This window comes from Bradyrhizobium sp. IAR9, from assembly GCF_013408065.1.
GTDB lineage: Bacteria > Pseudomonadota > Alphaproteobacteria > Rhizobiales > Xanthobacteraceae > Bradyrhizobium.
On sequence record NZ_JACBZW010000003.1, the window covers coordinates 197,739 to 216,045 of the forward strand.

General features: G+C 64.5%; 19 protein-coding genes. 13 read left to right on the forward strand and 6 right to left on the reverse strand.

Going from position 1 to position 18,307, the window contains the following annotated elements; translation table 11 throughout:
- Positions 1–110: 110 nt before the first annotated feature.
- Positions 111–461 carry a hypothetical protein gene (locus GGD67_RS09955; protein ID WP_179732449.1) on the reverse strand — a complete coding sequence of 117 codons (351 nt, stop codon included), beginning with the start codon at positions 459–461 and terminating at the stop codon, positions 111–113.
- A 93-nt stretch (positions 462–554) separates the two neighbouring features.
- On the opposite strand from GGD67_RS09955, the gene GGD67_RS09960 reads away from it, so the two are divergent.
- Positions 555–1,085: a TetR/AcrR family transcriptional regulator gene (locus tag GGD67_RS09960; protein WP_179732451.1), complete on the forward strand. Its 531-nt coding sequence runs from the start codon at positions 555–557 to the stop codon at positions 1,083–1,085.
- Positions 1,086–1,143: 58 nt separating this feature from the next.
- Positions 1,144–1,341, forward strand: a complete 198-nt coding sequence (locus GGD67_RS09965; protein WP_007598651.1) for a Trm112 family protein — start codon at positions 1,144–1,146, stop codon at positions 1,339–1,341.
- Positions 1,342–1,570: 229 nt separating this feature from the next.
- Here GGD67_RS09965 and GGD67_RS09970 read toward each other — a convergent pair whose 3' ends face one another.
- Positions 1,571–2,791, reverse strand: coding sequence for a ubiquinone biosynthesis hydroxylase (locus GGD67_RS09970; RefSeq protein WP_179732452.1), 1,221 nt, complete (start codon positions 2,789–2,791; stop codon positions 1,571–1,573).
- Between the two features lie 137 nt (positions 2,792–2,928).
- Between GGD67_RS09970 and tesB the strand changes: the two genes are divergently transcribed.
- Positions 2,929–3,792, forward strand: coding sequence for an acyl-CoA thioesterase II (gene tesB / locus GGD67_RS09975; protein ID WP_018323567.1), 864 nt, complete (start codon positions 2,929–2,931; stop codon positions 3,790–3,792).
- On the opposite strand, the gene GGD67_RS09980 is transcribed toward tesB, so the two are convergent.
- Both GGD67_RS09980 and GGD67_RS09985 read right to left on the reverse strand, forming a co-directional pair.
- Positions 3,789–4,658 (reverse strand): DUF4339 domain-containing protein, encoded by an 870-nt coding sequence (locus GGD67_RS09980; RefSeq protein ID WP_179732454.1) that lies wholly within the window; start codon positions 4,656–4,658, stop codon positions 3,789–3,791. The two genes, tesB and GGD67_RS09980, sit on opposite strands and share 4 nt — an antisense overlap.
- A 32-nt stretch (positions 4,659–4,690) precedes the next feature.
- Positions 4,691–5,590, reverse strand: coding sequence for a DUF4339 domain-containing protein (locus tag GGD67_RS09985; RefSeq protein ID WP_179732456.1), 900 nt, complete (start codon positions 5,588–5,590; stop codon positions 4,691–4,693).
- A gap of 236 nt (positions 5,591–5,826) precedes the next feature.
- Here GGD67_RS09985 and GGD67_RS09990 point away from each other — a divergent pair, with 236 nt between their 5' ends.
- The 9 genes from GGD67_RS09990 (at position 5,827) to xth (ending at position 16,250) form a co-directional block, all read left to right on the forward strand.
- A complete protein-coding gene (locus GGD67_RS09990; RefSeq protein WP_018323564.1) occupies positions 5,827–6,165 on the forward strand; it encodes a P-II family nitrogen regulator in 339 nt (112 codons plus the stop codon).
- 129 nt (positions 6,166–6,294) lie between these two features.
- The gene (locus GGD67_RS09995; RefSeq protein WP_179732458.1) at positions 6,295–7,596 is read left to right on the forward strand and encodes an ammonium transporter; all 1,302 of its coding nucleotides are present in this window, start codon (positions 6,295–6,297) and stop codon (positions 7,594–7,596) included.
- Between the two features lie 310 nt (positions 7,597–7,906).
- A complete protein-coding gene (locus GGD67_RS10000) occupies positions 7,907–8,245 on the forward strand; it encodes a P-II family nitrogen regulator (RefSeq protein WP_008142813.1) in 339 nt (112 codons plus the stop codon).
- Positions 8,246–8,283: 38 nt separating this feature from the next.
- Positions 8,284–9,732, forward strand: a complete 1,449-nt coding sequence (locus tag GGD67_RS10005; protein WP_018323562.1) for an ammonium transporter — start codon at positions 8,284–8,286, stop codon at positions 9,730–9,732.
- 218 nt (positions 9,733–9,950) lie between these two features.
- On the forward strand, positions 9,951–10,355 hold the full coding sequence (locus tag GGD67_RS10010) for a GFA family protein (protein WP_179732460.1): 405 nt from the start codon (positions 9,951–9,953) through the stop codon (positions 10,353–10,355).
- A 314-nt stretch (positions 10,356–10,669) separates the two neighbouring features.
- Positions 10,670–11,884: an aminotransferase class I/II-fold pyridoxal phosphate-dependent enzyme gene (locus tag GGD67_RS10015; protein WP_179732462.1), complete on the forward strand. Its 1,215-nt coding sequence runs from the start codon at positions 10,670–10,672 to the stop codon at positions 11,882–11,884.
- A gap of 9 nt (positions 11,885–11,893) precedes the next feature.
- Positions 11,894–14,371 carry a DNA translocase FtsK gene (locus GGD67_RS10020; RefSeq protein WP_018323559.1) on the forward strand — a complete coding sequence of 826 codons (2,478 nt, stop codon included), beginning with the start codon at positions 11,894–11,896 and terminating at the stop codon, positions 14,369–14,371.
- A gap of 151 nt (positions 14,372–14,522) precedes the next feature.
- On the forward strand, positions 14,523–15,281 hold the full coding sequence (locus GGD67_RS10025) for an outer membrane lipoprotein carrier protein LolA (RefSeq protein WP_179733022.1): 759 nt from the start codon (positions 14,523–14,525) through the stop codon (positions 15,279–15,281).
- 153 nt (positions 15,282–15,434) lie between these two features.
- Positions 15,435–16,250 carry an exodeoxyribonuclease III gene (xth, locus tag GGD67_RS10030; protein WP_179732464.1) on the forward strand — a complete coding sequence of 272 codons (816 nt, stop codon included), beginning with the start codon at positions 15,435–15,437 and terminating at the stop codon, positions 16,248–16,250.
- A gap of 95 nt (positions 16,251–16,345) precedes the next feature.
- Here xth and GGD67_RS10035 read toward each other — a convergent pair whose 3' ends face one another.
- The gene (locus tag GGD67_RS10035; protein ID WP_018323556.1) at positions 16,346–16,789 is read right to left on the reverse strand and encodes a cyclic nucleotide-binding domain-containing protein; all 444 of its coding nucleotides are present in this window, start codon (positions 16,787–16,789) and stop codon (positions 16,346–16,348) included.
- Positions 16,790–16,847: 58 nt separating this feature from the next.
- Positions 16,848–17,534, reverse strand: coding sequence for a response regulator transcription factor (locus GGD67_RS10040; protein WP_007598630.1), 687 nt, complete (start codon positions 17,532–17,534; stop codon positions 16,848–16,850).
- A 203-nt stretch (positions 17,535–17,737) separates the two neighbouring features.
- On the opposite strand from GGD67_RS10040, the gene GGD67_RS10045 reads away from it, so the two are divergent.
- On the forward strand, positions 17,738–18,307 hold the full coding sequence (locus tag GGD67_RS10045; RefSeq protein WP_179733024.1) for a L,D-transpeptidase: 570 nt from the start codon (positions 17,738–17,740) through the stop codon (positions 18,305–18,307).

The following is an 18,307-nucleotide window of genomic DNA, read 5'->3' on the forward strand; positions in this document are numbered from 1 at the left end:
ATCCCCCTCGATCCTGCGGAGCGATTAAGGCGGCGGATGTGTTGGCGCCTTGAGGGCCCTGCAGATCGAAGCCCAGGGTCGCAGTCATGCGTGGCTTGTCGTTTCGGCGCTCAGTAGCCGGCGACCGTCATCGCCACGACGGCGCTGAGCGCCATCCAGCCGAAATGCCGGCCGCGCGTGGCCCAGGCATTGGCGAAGGCGGCGAAACCGAGCACGCAGGCGAGCGTGATGACGATCCAGTGCCGCGCGGGCTCGGACGCCATCCAGGGAGTCGCGAGCAGCAAGACGCCGCCGCCGATCCACGCCACGGTCGAGGTCTGCCAGACCAGGCGGATCAGGGTGCGGAACCGTTCAGGCTCGATGCGGGCATGGGCGAAGACCTTGGTCTCGCCGAGGACGCCATGAATGAGGGCTACGGCGATGGTGGCGAGGCCGGCGGATTGCAGCAAGAGATCACGCATCATCATCTCTCCATACAGTTATGTATGGTGAGATAGGCGCTGGCCTGCGGCCTGTCAATACACTAGTGTATGGTTCGCCTCCGGGAACCCGAGATGACCGAACAGCTCTCCGCCGACGACTGGATCAAGGAAGGTCTCAAGGCGCTGGCCAAAAGCGGCTTCACCGCGCTCAAGGCCGATCCGCTGGCAAAATCCATGTGCGTGTCGCGCGGCAGCTTCTATTGGCATTTCGCCGATCTCGGCGCGTTCCAGGCCGCCGTGCTGAAGCGCTGGCGCGAGATCGCGGCCGAGCAGATCATCGCCGATGTCGAAGCCGCCGGCGACGAACCGCTCAAGGCGCTGCTGCGAAGGTCGTTCGGCGCGCGGCTCGAGCTCGAGCGCGCGGTACGCAATTGGGCGGCCTTCGATGCGGCCGCGCAAGGGGCCGTGCGCGCAATCGACCGCCGCCGGCTCGACTATATCGAGGGGCTGCTGGAAAAACGCGGGCTCACCCCGGCAACCGCGCAGGCCCGGGCGCAGATCCTGTATTGGACGTTCCTCGGCTTCGCCCTGTCGGGCCCGCCGGTGCCGGCAGCACGGCTCCAGGCCCTGCTCGACGAGGTCTTGACGATGATCGCAGCCTGAGCCCGCGATGGGCGGACGCGAATTTCTGTGCTAGAGGCAAGCGATGCCGGAGACCCCAATGAACGCGCCTACCGAACGTCCCGAAGCCAGCGTCGATCCCAAATTGCTGGAGATTCTGGTCTGCCCGCTGACCAAGGGCCCGCTGGAGTTCGATTCCGCGAAGCAGGAGCTGATCTCGCGCAGCGCCAAGCTGGCTTATCCGATCCGTGACGGCATCCCGATCATGCTGCCGGAAGAGGCAAGAAAGATCGATTGAGGTCGTGACGACTGCCCCGGATTACGCTTCGCTCCATCCGGGCTACGAAGTTGGTGTGCGATAGCCGCGCAACATCCTCGGTGTCATCCTGGCGGAAGCCAGGACCCATAACCACCGAATTGCGTTGTTGTACGCGCTGGTAACTCCGAGTCCTCGCAGCACTCTTGCTGCGGAGTATGGGTCCCGGCCTTCGCCGGGACGACGACGGGGTGTATGGCGCCAGCGGAACCTACAACGCCTCGCCCTTCAGCAGCCGCGGCACCTCGCCCGTCAATCCCGCGGCCTGGCGGATGAAGAGGTTCTTCAGCGGCGGGGCGCGGTCGACGAGGCCGAGGCCGATGTCGCGGACGGTGCGCAGCAGCGTCGACTGGTTGGAGAACAGGAAGTTCAGCGAGTTGGTCGCAACGCCCATCGCCATGGTGTCGAAGCGGCGCCAGCGCTGGTAACGCTCGAGCACGTCGGCGGCGCCGAGATCCATGCCGAGCCGCGCGGCATCAACCACGACTTCGGCCAGCGCCGCGACATCCTTCAGCCCCATGTTGAGGCCCTGGCCCGCAATGGGATGGATGACATGCGCGGCATCGCCGACCAGCGCGAGGCGGGTGGCGATGAAGGAGCGCGCGACGAAATAGGACAGCGGAAACGCGCGCGGCTTGTCGAGCGCCTTCACCTCGCCGAGATGCAGGCCGAAACGCTGCTCGAGCTCGGCGTGAAACTCTTCGTCGCTGAGAGCAATGATGCGCGCGGCCTCAGCTCGCCGCTCGGTCCACACCAGCGACGAGCGTTTTCCCGAGAGCGGCAGGATCGCGAACGGGCCTGCCGGCAGAAAATGCTCTTCGGCGCGGCCCTCGTGATCACGCTCATGGCCGACCGTGACGACGATGCCGGATTGGTCATACTCCCAGCCATGGGTGGCAATGCTGGCGCGCTCGCGCAGCTTTGACCTCGCACCATCGGCGGCAACCAGCAGGCTGGCCGCGATGACGCTGCCGTCCCCGAGCGTCACGTCGATGCCCTCGGCGCGCGCATCGTAGGATGCGACCGTGGTGGCGCGCAGATCGATGCCCTCGGCCTCGGCACGCACCACCAGCGCATCAATCAGGCGGCGGTTCTCGACCATGTGCGCGAAGGGCTCGCCCGGCGCGACATCGCCGGCAAAATTGAGGAAGACCGGACGAGTGGCATCTTCGAGTTTCGAGTCTGTGACGACCATGTCGAGGATCGGCTGCGCCTCGCTCCTGACGTCGTCCCAGGCGCCGATCGCCTCGAACAGGCGGCGGCAGGCGGCCACGATCGCGGTGGCGCGGGGGTCGCGGCTCGGCCGGGTGGCGAGCGCGGGGTCGGCGACGATGACGGGAATCTCGGGCCCGAGCCCCTGTCGCAGCGCCAGGGCCAGCGCAAGCCCTGCAAACGCGCCGCCACCAATGACAATGCTACCCTGTACCGACATACCCAAATTCCCGGTCAAATCCTGGTCTTGCTAGCAGACTTGAGGTGGGCGAAACAGTGCGGTGAAACAAGGGCGGAACGGCCCATTGTGTCATTCCGGACCATCCGCCCCGGAAAGACGGCGAGAAAGCTCACTCCATGTCCAAAAGCCTGATCGACCTCATTTCGATCCTCGACCTCGAGCAGCTCGAGGTGAATCTGTTCCGGGGCAACAGCCCGAAGACCAGCTGGCAGCGGGTGTTCGGCGGCCAGGTGATCGGGCAGGCGATGGTCGCGGCCTGCCGCACGGTCGAGGGCCGGCTGCCGCATTCGCTGCACTGCTATTTCGTCCTGCCGGGCGATCCGCAGATCCCGATCATCTACCAGGTCGAACGCCTGCGCGACGGCAAGAGCTATTCGACCCGCCGCGTCACGGCGATCCAGCACGGCAACGCGATCTTCTCGATCATGGTGTCGTTCCACGCCGAAGAGGAGAGTGCGTTCGACCATCAGGACAAGATGCCCGACGTGCCACCGCCGGAGAAGCTCACGGCGGAGGAGGTGGCGAAGCAGCCGATGTTCAAGGAGATGCCGGAGTTCATCCGCCGCTATTATGAATCCGATCGTCCGATCGAGCTGCGTCCGGTCGAGCTCGGTCGTTATTTCGGCCAGAAGATCGACGACGGCCGCATCCACGTCTGGATCAAGACCGCCGCGAAGCTGCCTGACGATCCAGCGCTGCACATGTGCGCGCTCGCCTACGCCTCGGACTTCTCGCTGCTGGATGCAATCATGGCACGCTATGGCCGCACGCTGTTCGACAAGCGCATGATGCCGGCCAGTCTCGACCACGCGATGTGGTTTCACCGCCCGTTCCGCGCCGACGAATGGCTGCTCTACGCGCAAGATTCGCCGAGTGCGCGCGGCGGCCGCGGCCTGACCCGCGGCTCGATCTTCAAGCCGGACGGTACGCTGGTCGCCTCTGTCGCGCAGGAAGGCTCCGTGCGCGAACGGAAGTCCTAGACATTGGCGGCAGTGCTGCGCTCAACGAGCACGAATTGCGTCGTGCCCCAGGTAAAATACCAGCGCAGCAGCCACGGGATCGGAATGATGAAAAGACAGCCGAGGCAAAACGCGACTGTGCGCCAAAGCAGATCAAGACCAGTGGCGGTGAAGACCATCTCGCGGCGCGTCCCGCTGACGTGGCAGCAAATCCACCGCGTCCACGCGGCCATGACCCAGGCCCAGCCGATGATCGTGAAGACCGCGAGGAACGTCAGGATCTGCCAGCCGACGAATCCCCAGACGCTGCCTGTGAACGTCATCCGCATCGGTTGACCGTTCGAGCTGATATTGGCGACCACCCAGCGAATGAGCACCCAGGATAAAACGGCCTGAACTGGCACTCCGAAAATCTGGAGGAGGCTGTCGATATAGCCCAGACAGCCCGCCAGTCCCATCGCGATGAAGACGTACCAGATGTCTCCGACCTGTCCGGTGAAGGCGAGGTTCGGCCGCTGCGGAACGTGCATGCGCGGAAACAGCCAGCGATAATATCCTGTCCCGGTCCAGGGCGACGGGATCACCAGCAGACTGCCGATCATCACCAAGATCCACCATCCCGTGAACGACCAGACCGGCAGGTCCACCGATAGCGGACCGCCGCTGTCGCTGCCCGGACTTCCACCGACCGGCAATGACCGCGGCGCTGCGGCGCCGGAGATGAGGCCCGGCACCTCGCCGGCTTTCTGCCAGCCCGCCATCCCTTCCGCCCAGACCAGCGTATCGGCGCGCACGATGCCCTGGGCGATGAGGTCGCGAAACTGCGGCTCGGGAAACGGCCCCTTCTGCTGGCCGCCCGACGCGTGAAACCAGATGCGGTTCGACATCTTGTCCGTTTGCTACAAGCGTCCAGCAGCCATTACATGGCCGCCTGCGACCCGCGCGGCGCAAGAACGGTCTCCGACGCGAACCAGTTCATGATCCAGCGATACACCCACGGAATCGGGATGATCAGGCTGCACAGGATCGCGGCGACGATGCCGCGCCACAGGATGCCAAGGCCACTGCCCTTGAACACGATTTCGCGCCGCGTGCCTTCGATGCTGCGGCAGAACCAGCGCATCTGGGCTGCGGCAACCCAGGCCCAACCGATGATGGTGATGATGGAGATCCCGAACAGCAGGCTCCAGCCGATATAGGCCCAGATCGAACCCGTGAAGCTCAAGCCCAGCGGCTGTCCGTTGGAGGCGAGGTTCGCGACCATCCATTTGATCAGGAGCCAGTAGAGCACGATCTGGACGATGAAGAGCAGATTGCTCAGCAGCTGGCTGCCGACGAAAGCTAGCGCGATGGCGAGAACGATGAAGCCGAAATACCACGGCACCAGCGTCATCGCACTGCCGGTGAAGCTGAGGTTCGGCCGCCCCGGGACCTTGACGCAGGACACGATCCATTGCGTGTACCAGACGAACGCCCACGGCGCCGGAATGACGAAGATCATTCCGATCATCAAGACGATGCTGCGCCAGGTGAACTCGAGGACGCCGAAATCGACCGCCAGCGATCCCGCCACTCCGCCTCCGCCGCCGGCATAACCACCGGAGCCCACCATCGGCGGGCCGCCCGCGGGGATCATTGGCGGCGCGCCGCCGCCCCCGACCAGGCCGGGGATTTCGGCGGCCTTTTGCCAGCCGGCCATGCCCTCGGTCCACACCAGCGTATCCGGGCGCACGACGCCCTGGGCGACGAGATCGCGGAATTGCCCTTCCGGAAAGGGCCCCTGCTGCTTGCCCTCGGATGCGTAGAACCAACTCGCCATGAAGCGTCCCCTCAAAATACTTATGTACCGCTTGGCAGGCGCGGGTTCACCGCATCCATGCCAAAAATGCATTGTGAAGGATGAACGGATGCCCTGTACAGAGGCGGCCGTTCATAAGCTCAAACGTTTTTCCGCTTCAGTCTGCAACTTTTTTGTGCCATTTGCCCGGAAAGATGCCAGATTGACGCTGCGCCGGGGACATACGGCGCGGCGCATCCCGGGGAATAGGCCTGACCATGAAACTCGTCGTCGCGATCATCAAACCTTTCAAGCTCGATGAGGTCCGCCAGGCCCTGACGGCGATCGGCGTCCACGGCATGACCGTGACCGAGGTGAAGGGTTATGGCCGGCAAAAGGGCCACACCGAAATCTATCGCGGCGCCGAATATGTCGTGAACTTCCTGCCGAAGCTGCGCATCGAGATCGCGGTCGCCTCCGACGTCGCCGACAAGGCGGTCGCCGTGATCACCTCGACCGCGCGCACCGGGCAGATCGGCGACGGCAAGATCTTCGTCACGCCGATCGACCACGCGCTGCGCATCCGCACCGGCGAGACCGACAGCGACGCGCTCTAGATTTTGTTTTGACGCGTTTTCTTCACGCGAACCGGTATCCACTTCGCTTGAAAACGCTTTGATCTTCTTCGATCGCACCGGGCAACGACGCCACAATGTGCGACGCCAATTGATGCCGGGGGGAACGACATGGCGGGATATTTGCGCCGCGCAGCTGCCATGGCTGCGCCGATCGGACTTGTGTCGATAATGGCTTCGCCGGCGCGCGCCGCGGCCTCCGAGATCAACACGGCCGACACCGCCTGGATGATCGTCGCCACCGCGCTGGTGCTGATGATGACGATCCCGGGCCTGGCGCTGTTCTATTCCGGCATGGTGCGCAAGAAGAACGTGCTCGCCACCATGGCGCAGAGCCTCGCCGCCGTGACTTTGATCTCCATTCTCTGGGTCGCGTTCGGCTATTCGCTGTGCTTCGTCGGCGACGGCCCGTGGATCGGCACGCTCGACCGCTGGTTTCTCGCCGGCATGACCATGGACAGCGTCAACCCGGCCGCGAAGACCATCCCGGAAGCGCTGTTCATGCTGTACCAGATGACCTTTGCCATCATCACGGTGGCGCTGGTCGCGGGCTCGGTTGCGGACCGGATGCGGTTCTCCGCCTATCTCCTGTTCTCGGTCGCCTGGTTCATCTTCGTCTACATTCCGCTGGCGCACTGGGTGTGGGGCGGCGGCTTCCTCGCCAGCATGGGCGTGCTGGATTTCGCCGGCGGTCTCGTGGTGCATCTGTCGGCCGGCACCGGCGGCCTCGTTGCGGCAAAGGTGATGGGGCGCCGTCACGGCTACGGCACCGAAAATCTCTCGCCGTTCGATCTTTCGCTCGCGGTGATGGGCACCGGCCTGTTGTGGGTCGGCTGGTTCGGCTTCAACGGCGGCTCGGCGGGCGCGGCCAATTCACGCGCCGTAATGGCGATCATCGCGACCCATCTTGCCGCCTGCTCCGGCGCGCTGACCTGGGGCGCGATCGAGTGGTCGACGCGGCGCAAGCCGTCCGTGCTCGGCATGATTTCCGGCGCGGTGGCCGGGCTCGGCACCATCACGCCGGCCTCCGGCTTCGTCGCACCCTGGCACGGCATCGTCATCGGCATCATTGCGGGGGCGGTTTGCTATTGGGCCTGCACCTGGCTGAAGCATCGCTTCAACTATGACGATTCGCTCGACGTGTTCGGCGTCCACGGCATCGGCGGCCTGACCGGAACCCTGCTCGCCGGCGTGTTCGCAACCAGCGCCATCGGCGGCACCGCCGGCCTGCTGGAGGGCCACCCGCAGCAGCTCCTGATCCAGTTCTATGGCGTCGCCGTCACCTTTGTCTGGTCGGCTGGCCTGAGCTTCATCCTGCTCAAGCTGGTCGGCCTGTTCGTGCCCTTGCGCGTATCCCGTGAGCACGAACTCGAGGGGCTCGATATTTCGCAGCACGGCGAAGCCCTGCAGTAAGCGGGGACGCTACTTAATTACCTCTACACTGCCCGACGCATGAGCAATATTGTGTCGGCAGCCTGTCATGCTCGCATTTTGAGCAGGCGTGACCACGTTTTGGGCGCGACGGAATAACGCACTGCACCGCAATACGCGTCCACCGCGAAAACACCCGTTTTCATAGTCCGTTAGGCAATGCGCCCGATCTGGCACGGCATTTGATTCTAAGGGTCCAGGCTGTGCCCGCGTAGTGAACTTTCTCCCTCGTGGCGAACCAGTCGAGAACGCCCGGCCACGTCCGGACCGGGCCCAAGCGGGGATAGGACCCATGAAAATTGTTATGGCGATTATCAAGCCATTCAAGCTGGAAGAAGTCCGTGACGCCCTGACCGCCATCGGCGTTCACGGTCTCACGGTGACGGAAGTCAAGGGATATGGCCGCCAGAAGGGCCATACGGAAATCTATCGCGGCGCCGAATATGCCGTGAGCTTCCTGCCCAAGATCAAGATCGAGGTCGCTGTCGCCTCCGACCAGGTCGACAAGACCATCGACGCCATCACGTCCGCCGCGAAAACCGGACAGATCGGCGACGGCAAGATCTTCGTCATCAACCTCGACCACGCGGTGCGCATCCGCACCGGCGAGGCCGATGCCGCGGCCCTTTGATTTCGCGCTCAACCTTTATCCAATCAGGAGTGAATAATATGACGTTCAAGCGTCCCTATGGCGCGGGATTGGCGGCTCTCGCAGTCGGCCTGTTCGCTGCGACCGCGGCCTACGCCGAGCCAACGGTCAACAAGGGAGACAACGCCTGGATGCTGACATCGACAGTGCTGGTGCTGTTGATGACGATCCCCGGCCTCGCGCTGTTCTACGGCGGTCTCGTCCGTTCCAAGAACATGCTCTCCGTCCTGATGCAGGTGTTCTACACCGTCTGCGTCGTCACCGTGATCTGGGCCGTGTACGGCTACAGCCTCACCTTCACCGGCGGTTCCGACTTCATCGGCGGCTTCTCCAAGGCCTTCATGATGGGCGTCACCACCGATACGAAGGCCGCGACCTTCTCGGTCGACGCCAACATCTCGGAGCTCATCTATGTGTGCTTCCAGATGACCTTCGCGGCGATCACGCCCGCCCTCATCGTCGGCGCCTTCGCCGAGCGCATGAAGTTCTCGGCGATCGCCCTGTTCATCCCGCTTTGGGTCACGCTGATCTACTTCCCGATCGCGCACATGGTCTGGTACTGGCAGGGTCCGGACCTGATCCAGGATGCGGCCAAGGCGCTCGCTGCCGCCACTGATGCGGCCGCGAAGACCGCGGCGCAGGCCAAGCTCGACGAGATTAATGCCGACGCCGGCTGGATCTTCAAGAAGGGCGCGATCGACTTCGCGGGCGGCACCGTGGTGCACATCAACGCCGGCATCGCAGGCCTCGTCGGCGCTCTCCTGATCGGCAAGCGCGTCGGCTACGGCAAGGAGCTGATGGCCCCGCACTCGCTGACCATGTCGATGATCGGCGCCTCGCTGCTCTGGGTCGGCTGGTTCGGCTTCAACGCCGGCTCCAACCTCGAAGCCAATGGCGGCGCCGCCCTCGCCATGACCAACTCCTTCGTCGCCACCGCAGCCGCCGCGCTGTCATGGATGTTCGCGGAGTGGATCATCAAGGGTCACCCGTCGGTGCTCGGCGTCATCTCCGGCGCTGTCGCGGGCCTCGTGGCGGTCACCCCTGCGGCCGGCTACTCCGGCGTCATGGGCGCGATCGTCCTCGGCCTCATCGTCGGCGTGGTCTGCCTGTTCTTCTGCACCGTCGTGAAGAACGCGCTCGGCTACGATGACAGCCTCGACGTGTTCGGCGTGCACTGCGTCGGCGGCATCGTCGGCGCCATCGGCACCGGCATCCTCGTCAACCCCGCCCTCGGTGGCGCTGGCGTCATGGACTACACCGCGATCCCGCCGAAGGTCGGCGACTACGACTTCGCGGCGCAGATGATGTCCCAGATCTGGGGCGTCGGCACCACGCTGGTGTGGTCGGGCATCGGTTCGGCGATCCTCTACAAGGTCGTCGACGTGATCGTTGGGCTGCGGACCAATGTCGAGAGCGAGCGTGAAGGCCTCGACATCACCGAGCACACCGAGCGCGCCTACAACATGTAAGTCTCCTCCCGGGCGTGGTCTCCCCGGAGACCACGTCCAGAACTACGGTTCGGGCACATACCCGGCAATGCCCTGACCGTTGAGGGGCTCCAGCGCAAGCTGGAGCCCCTTTCTTTTTGGCAGGGTGCTTTTTGATTTCACAGCCAAGAAAAGGATTGCCATTCCGCACCGCCGGCGCAGAAATATCGACCACAAGAAACGATAATCGGGAGGTCGTCATGCGCTTGGAAGGCGGATGCTATTGCGGCGAAGTGCGTTACAAGGCCGAAGGTGATCCGATGATGCAGGCCCAGTGTCATTGCCGCGAGTGCCAGTACATCTCGGGCGGCGCACCCAACACCTTCATCGCGATGCCGGCGGCCGGCTTCAGCTACATCACGGGCCAGCCCAAGCAATTCACGCGCAAGGATCTCGAACGCGCCGTCACGCGCGAATTCTGCGCCGAGTGCGGCACGCATCTGGTGACCAAGGTTCCGGGACTGCCGGCGGTGGTCGTGAAAGTCGGCACGCTGGATGATCCGACCCAGTTCCATCCGCAGATGGCGATCTACACCTGCGACATCCAGGAATTCCATGCGATCCCGGCCGGCATGAAGACGTTCGAGAAGCTGCCGGGGCGCTGAAGTTCGAATCAAACCAAGGTGACGGTGCGCTTCCTCTCCCGCTTGCGGGGGAGGGCGGGGTGGGGGTGCCTCCGCGGGCGAGAACCCCCAAGAGGAGAGAGCCCTCACCCGGCGCTACGCGCCGACCTCTCCGGCAAGCGGGAGAGGTTGGGGGCCCGCATCCCGTTGTTATCCGGCCTCATTATTCCTGCTCTGGACGGACCCGCCCGTCGATGGTTAATCGCGTCTTAACCTCGCCCTATCTATGGTGAACTGAACCGCTTCCCGCCGGGGCCTTCGCGCGACCGGCTGTTCCGAGAGTGCTGGCGCCCAGAATGGTCATGACCGCTTCATCCCGTGCGCCACAGGCCAGTGGAAGCTCCGATGCCGGACGCTCGCCCTTCGTCCGGCTGAACGAGCTGCTGGCGCCGCATCAACCCGGCAAGCCCTTGATTTCGCTCGCGGTCGGCGAGCCGCAGCACCCCGTGCCTGATTTCGTCGGCCCGGTGCTGGCCAAGCACATCGCCGATTTCGGCCGCTACCCGATGAACCAAGGCACCGACCCGTTCCGCCACGCCGCGAGCGCCTGGCTGTCGTCGCGCTTCAAGCTGCCGCGACCGCTCGACCCCAAGAGCGAGATGCTCGTCCTCAATGGCAGCCGCGAGGGGCTGTTCCTCGCCGCGATCGCGGCCGTCCGCTATGTCGGCCCGCGCCCCGGCAAACCGGCGATCCTGATGCCGAACCCGTTCTATCCGGTCTACGGCGCCGGCGCGGGTGCTGCAGCGTGCGAGCCGGTCTATCTGCCGACCACGGTCGAGAACGGCTTCCTGCCTGACCTCGATGCCATCGACGAGGCGACGCTGGCGCGCACGGTGGCGTTCTATCTGGCCTCGCCGGCCAATCCGCAGGGCTCGGTCGCCTCGCGCGACTACTTCACGCGCCTGAAGAGCCTCGCCGATCGCTATGGCTTCATGGTCCTCAGCGACGAATGCTATTCGGAGATCTATACCCGCGAAGCGCCGGGCAGTGCGCTCGAATGCGCCGGCCCCGATTTCACCCGCGTGGCTGCGTTCCAGTCACTGTCGAAGCGCTCCAACCTGCCGGGCCTGCGCGTCGGCTTTGCCGCCGGCGACAAGAAATTCATCGGCATGTTCCTGGAGCTGCGCAACATCGCGGCGCCGCAGGTGCCGGTGCCGCTCCAGCATGTCGCGACCTTTGCCTATGGCGACGAGGCGCATGTCGAGGAGAACCGCCGGCTCTACCGGATCAAGTTCGATCTCGCCGACCAGATCATCGGCAACCGCTACGGCTATCGCCGGCCTGATGCCGGCTTCTGCGTCTGGCTCAACACGTCCGAGATTGGAGATGACGTGTCGGTGACGCTGAAACTCTTCAAGGAAGCAGGCGTGCGCGTGGTGCCCGGCAGCTTTCTGGCGCGGCAACAGCCCGACGGCTTCAATCCCGGTGCAGGCTATATTCGCCTGGCGCTGGTGCAGGATGGCGAGACCACGGCGCAGGCGCTGCACCGGCTGGTCGAGACTCTGGGTTAGGCGGGGCCCATGAGCATGTCGGCAATCGAACGTGTCATTCCACTGGTCGGCCATCTGCCGCCCTCGATCCGCGAGGGGCTGGCGCGGCGCGTGCGCGAGCTCACTGGCTTCGGCCTGATCGCGTTGTCGGGCGTCGCCTCGGCAGCGCTGATGACCTGGTCGGTGCAGGACCCCAGCCTGAGCCACGCGACCTCAAGGCCGATCCGCAACATTCTCGGTTATGCCGGCGCGATCGGCGCCGACCTTGCGATGCAGATCCTCGGGCTCGGCGCCATCATGCTGGTCCTGACCGTCGCGGTCTGGGGCTGGCGCATGATGACCCACCGCCCGTTCGACCGCGAGGCGCTGCGGCTCGGCTCCTGGATTCTCTGCACGGTGATCGCGGCAGGTTTCGTCAGCTGCTGGCCGCATGGCGGCGCATGGCCGCTGCCGACCGGCCTCGGCGGCGTGGTCGGCGATGCGCTCGTACGCGCGCCCGCAGTGATTTTCGGGCCGGCCGGCACGATCTATCGCATCGTGCTGGGCACGATCCTGTTCGCTGCGATGGCCGCGACATTCCTGATCGCATGCGGTCTTGGCGCCCGCGAGCACGACGACGAGCTCTCGGAGATCGAGGACGACGACAAGCCGCTCGACGAAGACGAGGAGAACGATCGGGGCTCGGTGTCGCTGGGCTGGCTGTTCCATGCGCTGATGAGCACGAAGGCGCGGCTGATCTGGCTATGCGGTGCCGCTTACCGCTCGCTGGTCTCGAGCGGCCCGAAGACCAAGGCCGTCGCGTTCAGCCGCCAGGAGCCGAATCTGGGCGGCGGCCGCGCCGCGCCCTCGATCTCGCCGCAGTCCGAGGACGAGGACTACGAGGATCAGCACGAGGAAGAGGAAGAAGACGAGGAGGAAGAGGAGGAGCCCGCCGCGCGCGCCCCGCGCAAGAAGGCTGCCCCGAAAGCCGCCGCAAAGAAATCCTCCGACAAGTTCGAGCTTCCGTCCGTCTCCGTGCTGGCCGCGCCCAAGGCCGGCGATCGCCAGCCGCTCAGCAAGGCCGAGCTGGAAGCCAATTCGCGTTCCCTTGAAGGCGTGCTCCAGGACTTTGGCGTGCGCGGCGAGATCGTCAAAGCCAATCCGGGCCCCGTGGTCACGCTGTACGAGCTCGAGCCGGCGCCCGGCATCAAATCGTCGCGCGTGATCGGGCTTGCCGACGACATCGCCCGCTCGATGAGCGCGCTGTCGGCGCGCGTCGCCGTCGTGCCCGGCCGCAACGCCATCGGCATCGAGCTGCCGAACGCGCATCGCGAAAAGGTCTATCTGCGCGAGCTGCTGATCGCCAAGGAAGCCACCGAGACGGTGGCGAAGCTGCCGCTCTGCCTCGGCAAGACCATCGGCGGCGATCCTGTGATCATCGACCTCGCGCGCACGCCGCACATGCTGATCGCCGGCACCACCGGCTCCGGCAAATCGGTCGCCATCAACACCATGATCCTCAGCCTGGTCTACCGGCTGCGTCCGGACCAGTGCCGCCTGATCATGGTCGATCCGAAGATGCTCGAACTCTCCGTCTATGACGGCATTCCCCATCTGCTCACGCCCGTCGTGACCGACCCGAAGAAGGCGGTGGTCGCGTTGAAATGGGCCGTGCGCGAGATGGAGGAGCGCTACAAGAACATGGCCAAGCTCGGTGTGCGCAACATCGACGGCTACAACACGCGCCTGCTCGAATTGAAGGCCAAGGGCGAAGAGCCGACGCGCACGGTTCACACCGGCTTCGACAAGGAAACCGGCAAGGCGATCTACGAGGAAGAGAAGCTCTCGCTCGACCCGCTGCCCTACATCGTCATCATCGTCGACGAAATGGCCGACCTGATGATGGTCGCCGGCAAGGACATCGAAGGCGCGGTGCAGCGCCTCGCGCAGATGGCGCGCGCCGCCGGCCTGCACGTGATCTTGGCGACGCAGCGTCCGTCGGTCGACGTCATCACCGGCACCATCAAGGCGAACTTCCCGACCCGCATCGCCTTCCAGGTCACGTCCAAGATCGACAGCCGCACCATTCTGGGCGAGATGGGCGCCGAGCAGCTGCTCGGCCAGGGCGACATGCTCTACATGGCGGGCGGCGGCCGCATCAGCCGTGTGCACGGACCTTTCGCCTCCGACGATGAAGTCGAGAAGGTGGTGCGTCACCTCAAGACGCAGGGCCAGCCGGAATATCTCGAAGCCGTCACGGCCGAAGAGCCCACCGAGGACGAGGACGGTGCGGTGTTCGACGCCACCGGCATGGGCGGCGATGGCGGCGGCGACCTCTTCCAGCAGGCCGTTGCGATCGTCAAACGCGACCGCAAGGCCTCGACCAGCTACATCCAGCGTCGCCTGCAGATCGGCTATAACCGCGCCGCATCCTTGATGGAGCGCATGGAACTGGAAGGCATCGTCGGACCCGCCAACCACGCCGGCAAACGCGAGATTCTGGTCGAGGAAGAAGACAGCCATATGTGAGGCAGCCGCCTCCAGACATCATTTCACGCGAAATCGTTATCTGCTTTTGCCCGAAATCACGCTAAAAGACGCCCAGCCACGTTAGGACGACGCGTTGATCAGACATCCGGACATTCGATTCGCTGCCACCATCGCTGCGCGAAGCGCGCGCGTGGCCGGCGTGCTTCTCGTCACCGCTGCGATGGTGACGGCGTCCTCGTTCGCGCAGAACGTCCCGGTGCCGAAACCCGCGCCGAAGGGCCGCGACGGCGGAACGTCCGCCGGCGGCGGGCCCGCTGTCACCGGCGCGACTCAGGCGCCGCCGAATCCGGTGATCCCGGATCCGCGCCGCAACGTGCCGAGCAGCATCTTCCAGACCTTCGATGCCAACCAGAAGGCGCAGGCGGCCAAGGTCAGTGCCTATCTGTCATCGCTGTCGACGCTGGTCGGGAATTTCGTCCAGGTCGGCCCCGACGGCAGCAAGACGCAAGGCGATTTCTACATCCAGAAACCGGGCAAGGTGCGCTTCGAATATGACGCGCCGAGCCCGATCGACATCGTCGCCGACGGATCCTCGCTGGTGGTGCGCGACCGCAAGCTCGCGACCCAGGACGTCTATCCGCTGTCGCAGACGCCGCTGCGTTTCCTGCTGTCGGATCGCATCGACCTGATGAAGGACACCAATGTCGTTGGCGTCTCGGCCGACGACGTCTTCGTCAGCGTCACCATCGAGGAGAAGCAGGCGCTGGTCGGCACCAGCCGCCTCCTCTTGATGTTCGGCGCCAAGGACGGTCAGTTGAAGCAATGGACCGTCACCGATCCGCAGGGCTACGACACCACGATCGCGGTCTACAATCTGGACTCGAGCAAGAAGCTCGATCCCGGCATGTTCAAGATCGATTTCACCAATTACGGCCCGGCGCCGGGATAGGTTTCGTAGGGTGGGTAAAGGCGCACTTGCGCCGTGCCCACGATCTCTCGCCTCATGGCAGGCACGTGGGCACGCTTCGCTTTGCCCACCCTACGAGAGCGCGCTGTGGACAAGCATTTTCCCCGCGCCAATCCATGCTAAGACGCATTTCCCATGCGTTTTTCCCTGACAACCTGGAACATCAATTCGGTGCGGCTGCGCATCGATCTGGTCGCGAAATTCCTCAAGAGCGCGCGGCCGGACGTGCTGTGCCTGCAGGAGACCAAGTGCATCGACGATGCCTTTCCGCTGAAGCGCTTCAGGCGGCTCGGCTATGAGCACGTCGCGCTGAACGGGCAGAAGGGCTATCACGGCGTCGCCATCGTCTCGAAGATTCCGTTCGAATCGACGGACATCCGCACCTTCTGCGACAAGGTGGATTCGCGTCACATCTCCGTATCGTTCGGCGAGAAGGCCAACGTCGCAAAGCCGCTGGTCGTGCATAATTTCTACGTGCCCGCCGGCGGCGACATTCCCGATCCCGCACTGAACGAGAAGTTCGACCACAAGCTTCGCTTCCTCGACGAGATGAAGGCGTGCGAGCCGTTGCATCCGCGCGGGGAGGATCGCCACATCCTGGTCGGCGATCTCAACGTCGCCCCGCACGAGAACGATGTGTGGTCGCACAAGCAGCTTCTGAAGGTGGTCTCGCACACGCCGATCGAAACCGAGAAGCTGCAGGCCGCGCTGGCCGCCGGCGAATGGATCGACGTCGCGCGCGAGCGGATTCCGATGTCGGAAAAAGTCTACACGTGGTGGAGCTACCGCTCCGCCGACTGGACCGTCGGCGATCGCGGCCGCAGGCTCGACCACATCTGGGTCTCGCGCGCGTTGAAGGATGCGGTCAGCGATTTCAGGATTCTTCGCGATGCGCGGAGCTGGGAGCGGCCGTCGGACCACGTGCCTGTCACGGTGACGCTGGAGGTGTGAGGTCCCGTAGCCCGGATGGAGCGCAGCGAAATCCGGGACAGTTTTTCCGCACGCCAGAATCCCGGATTGCGCTGCGCTTCATCCGGGCTACGACGTCAGCTCGTCAGCTTCGCACCCGCCATCAGGATGTCGCTGGCGATCTGGCTGGAGCGGACCGCGAACTCGTCGCGCAGCCGAACCGCTGCGGCGGGGTCGCTTTCGAGCACGCGCTGAAACAGGCTGCGTGCGACGCGGATGACGGAGGAATGCTCCAGCGCGATCGCGCTCGACGGCCGCTTCATCGGCACCACCAGCGCAAGCTCGCCGATCAGCGCGCCGGGACCTGCGATCATCTCGGCGCCGGCGCCGTCATCGACCCGAAAGGCGCCGCGCTGGACCACGAAGCCGGCATCGGCGTCGTCGCCGAGATTGAACAGGGTATCGCCGCGGACGAAGTTACGCTGCTCGGAGCCGATCGCCAGCATGCGCAACGAGGCGTCTCCCAACAGGCGCAATGTCGGGACACGCTCGAGAAGCGCTACGTCGTCGTCGATTGACATTCAGATCCGAGGCTCAAAGGCATGCGATCTAAAACGATTCGCACGCCCTTCGAGCGTATCACGGCACCAGCTTGTAGCCACCGGCTTCCGTGACCAGGATTTCCGGGTTGGCGGCATCCTTCTCGATCTTCTGGCGGAGGCGGTAGATGTGGGTTTCCAGCGTGTGGGTGGTGACGCCGGAATTATAGCCCCAGACCTCCTGGAGCAGGGTCTCGCGCGAGACCGGCATCTGGCCGGCGCGGTAGAGGAAGCGGAGGATCGCGGTCTCCTTCTCCGTCAGCCGCACCTTGCGCGCATTGGCGGCGGTGAGCATCTTGGAGCCGGGCCGGAAGGAGTAGGGGCCGACCGAGAACACCGCGTCCTCGCTGGCCTCGTGCTGGCGCAGCTGGGCGCGGATGCGGGCCAGCAGAACGGCGAAACGAAAGGGCTTTGCCACATAGTCGTTGGCGCCGGATTCAAGCCCCAAAATCGTATCGGAATCGGTGTCGTGCCCGGTCAGCATGATGATCGGAGCCTTGAAGCCGCCCTTGCGCAAGGAGCGGACCACCTCGCGGCCGTCGGTGTCGGGCAGGCCGACGTCCATCAGGACGAGATCGGGAGCATTGGCCTTGGCCGCGCTCGCGCCTTTGGCGCCGGTATCGACCGCGGAAGCTTCGAATTCTTCGTGTAGCGATAATTGCTCCACCAACGTGTCGCGCAGATCGGTATCGTCATCCACGATCAGGATCTTGCGGGCATTGGCCATAGGGGGTCATCCTTTTGGGGTCCGGCTCGGCGCGCATCCATGCTGCACCCAGCCGTGAGGGGAAGTTTAGGGGTCGCCGTTATTATTGTTGTTCGTGTTGAAGTAGTGGGCTGTTACCGATTCACAAGCCAGAAGCACTCTAACTCAGAATAGCAGGCCGGTTTGATGAATGTCCTGTAATGAATTCGACATTGCACGTTCACATGAAAAATAAAGCAGCTTCAGTTAGTTACACCAAGAATCGAAGCGCCGGACCGCTCTCTGTGATCCGCGTTAAGCCTGCGGCCGGGAATCCGCGCCGAGGCTGGCTGACGGCGGGATCGCTGACCATACCGGTTGCGCTGGGGCGGGGCGGCATCCTGGCCAACAAGCGCGAGGGCGACGGCGGCACCCCCAAGGGCAGCTTCCGTCCGAGGCGCTTGTGGTGGCGGGGCGACCGGCACAGCCGTCCGCAGAGCTTCCTGCCGGCCCGGATCATCACCGCAGAGGACGCCTGGTGCGAGGACCCCAGGGATCGCCATTACAACCAGGGAATCCGGCTCGACGAGGGGCAGGGCGGTGACCGGCTCAAGCGGGCCGACCATCTCTATGACTTCATCATCGAAATCGACCACAACACGCGACCGCGGGTCGCCGGCCGCGGCAGCGCGGTATTCTTGCACCTGGCCCGCGACAATTTCGGCCCGACCGCAGGCTGCGTCTCCATGACGAAATCTGCGATGCTGCAATTGCTGCGGCGATTGGGGCCACGAACAAGAATCATCATCGGGTGA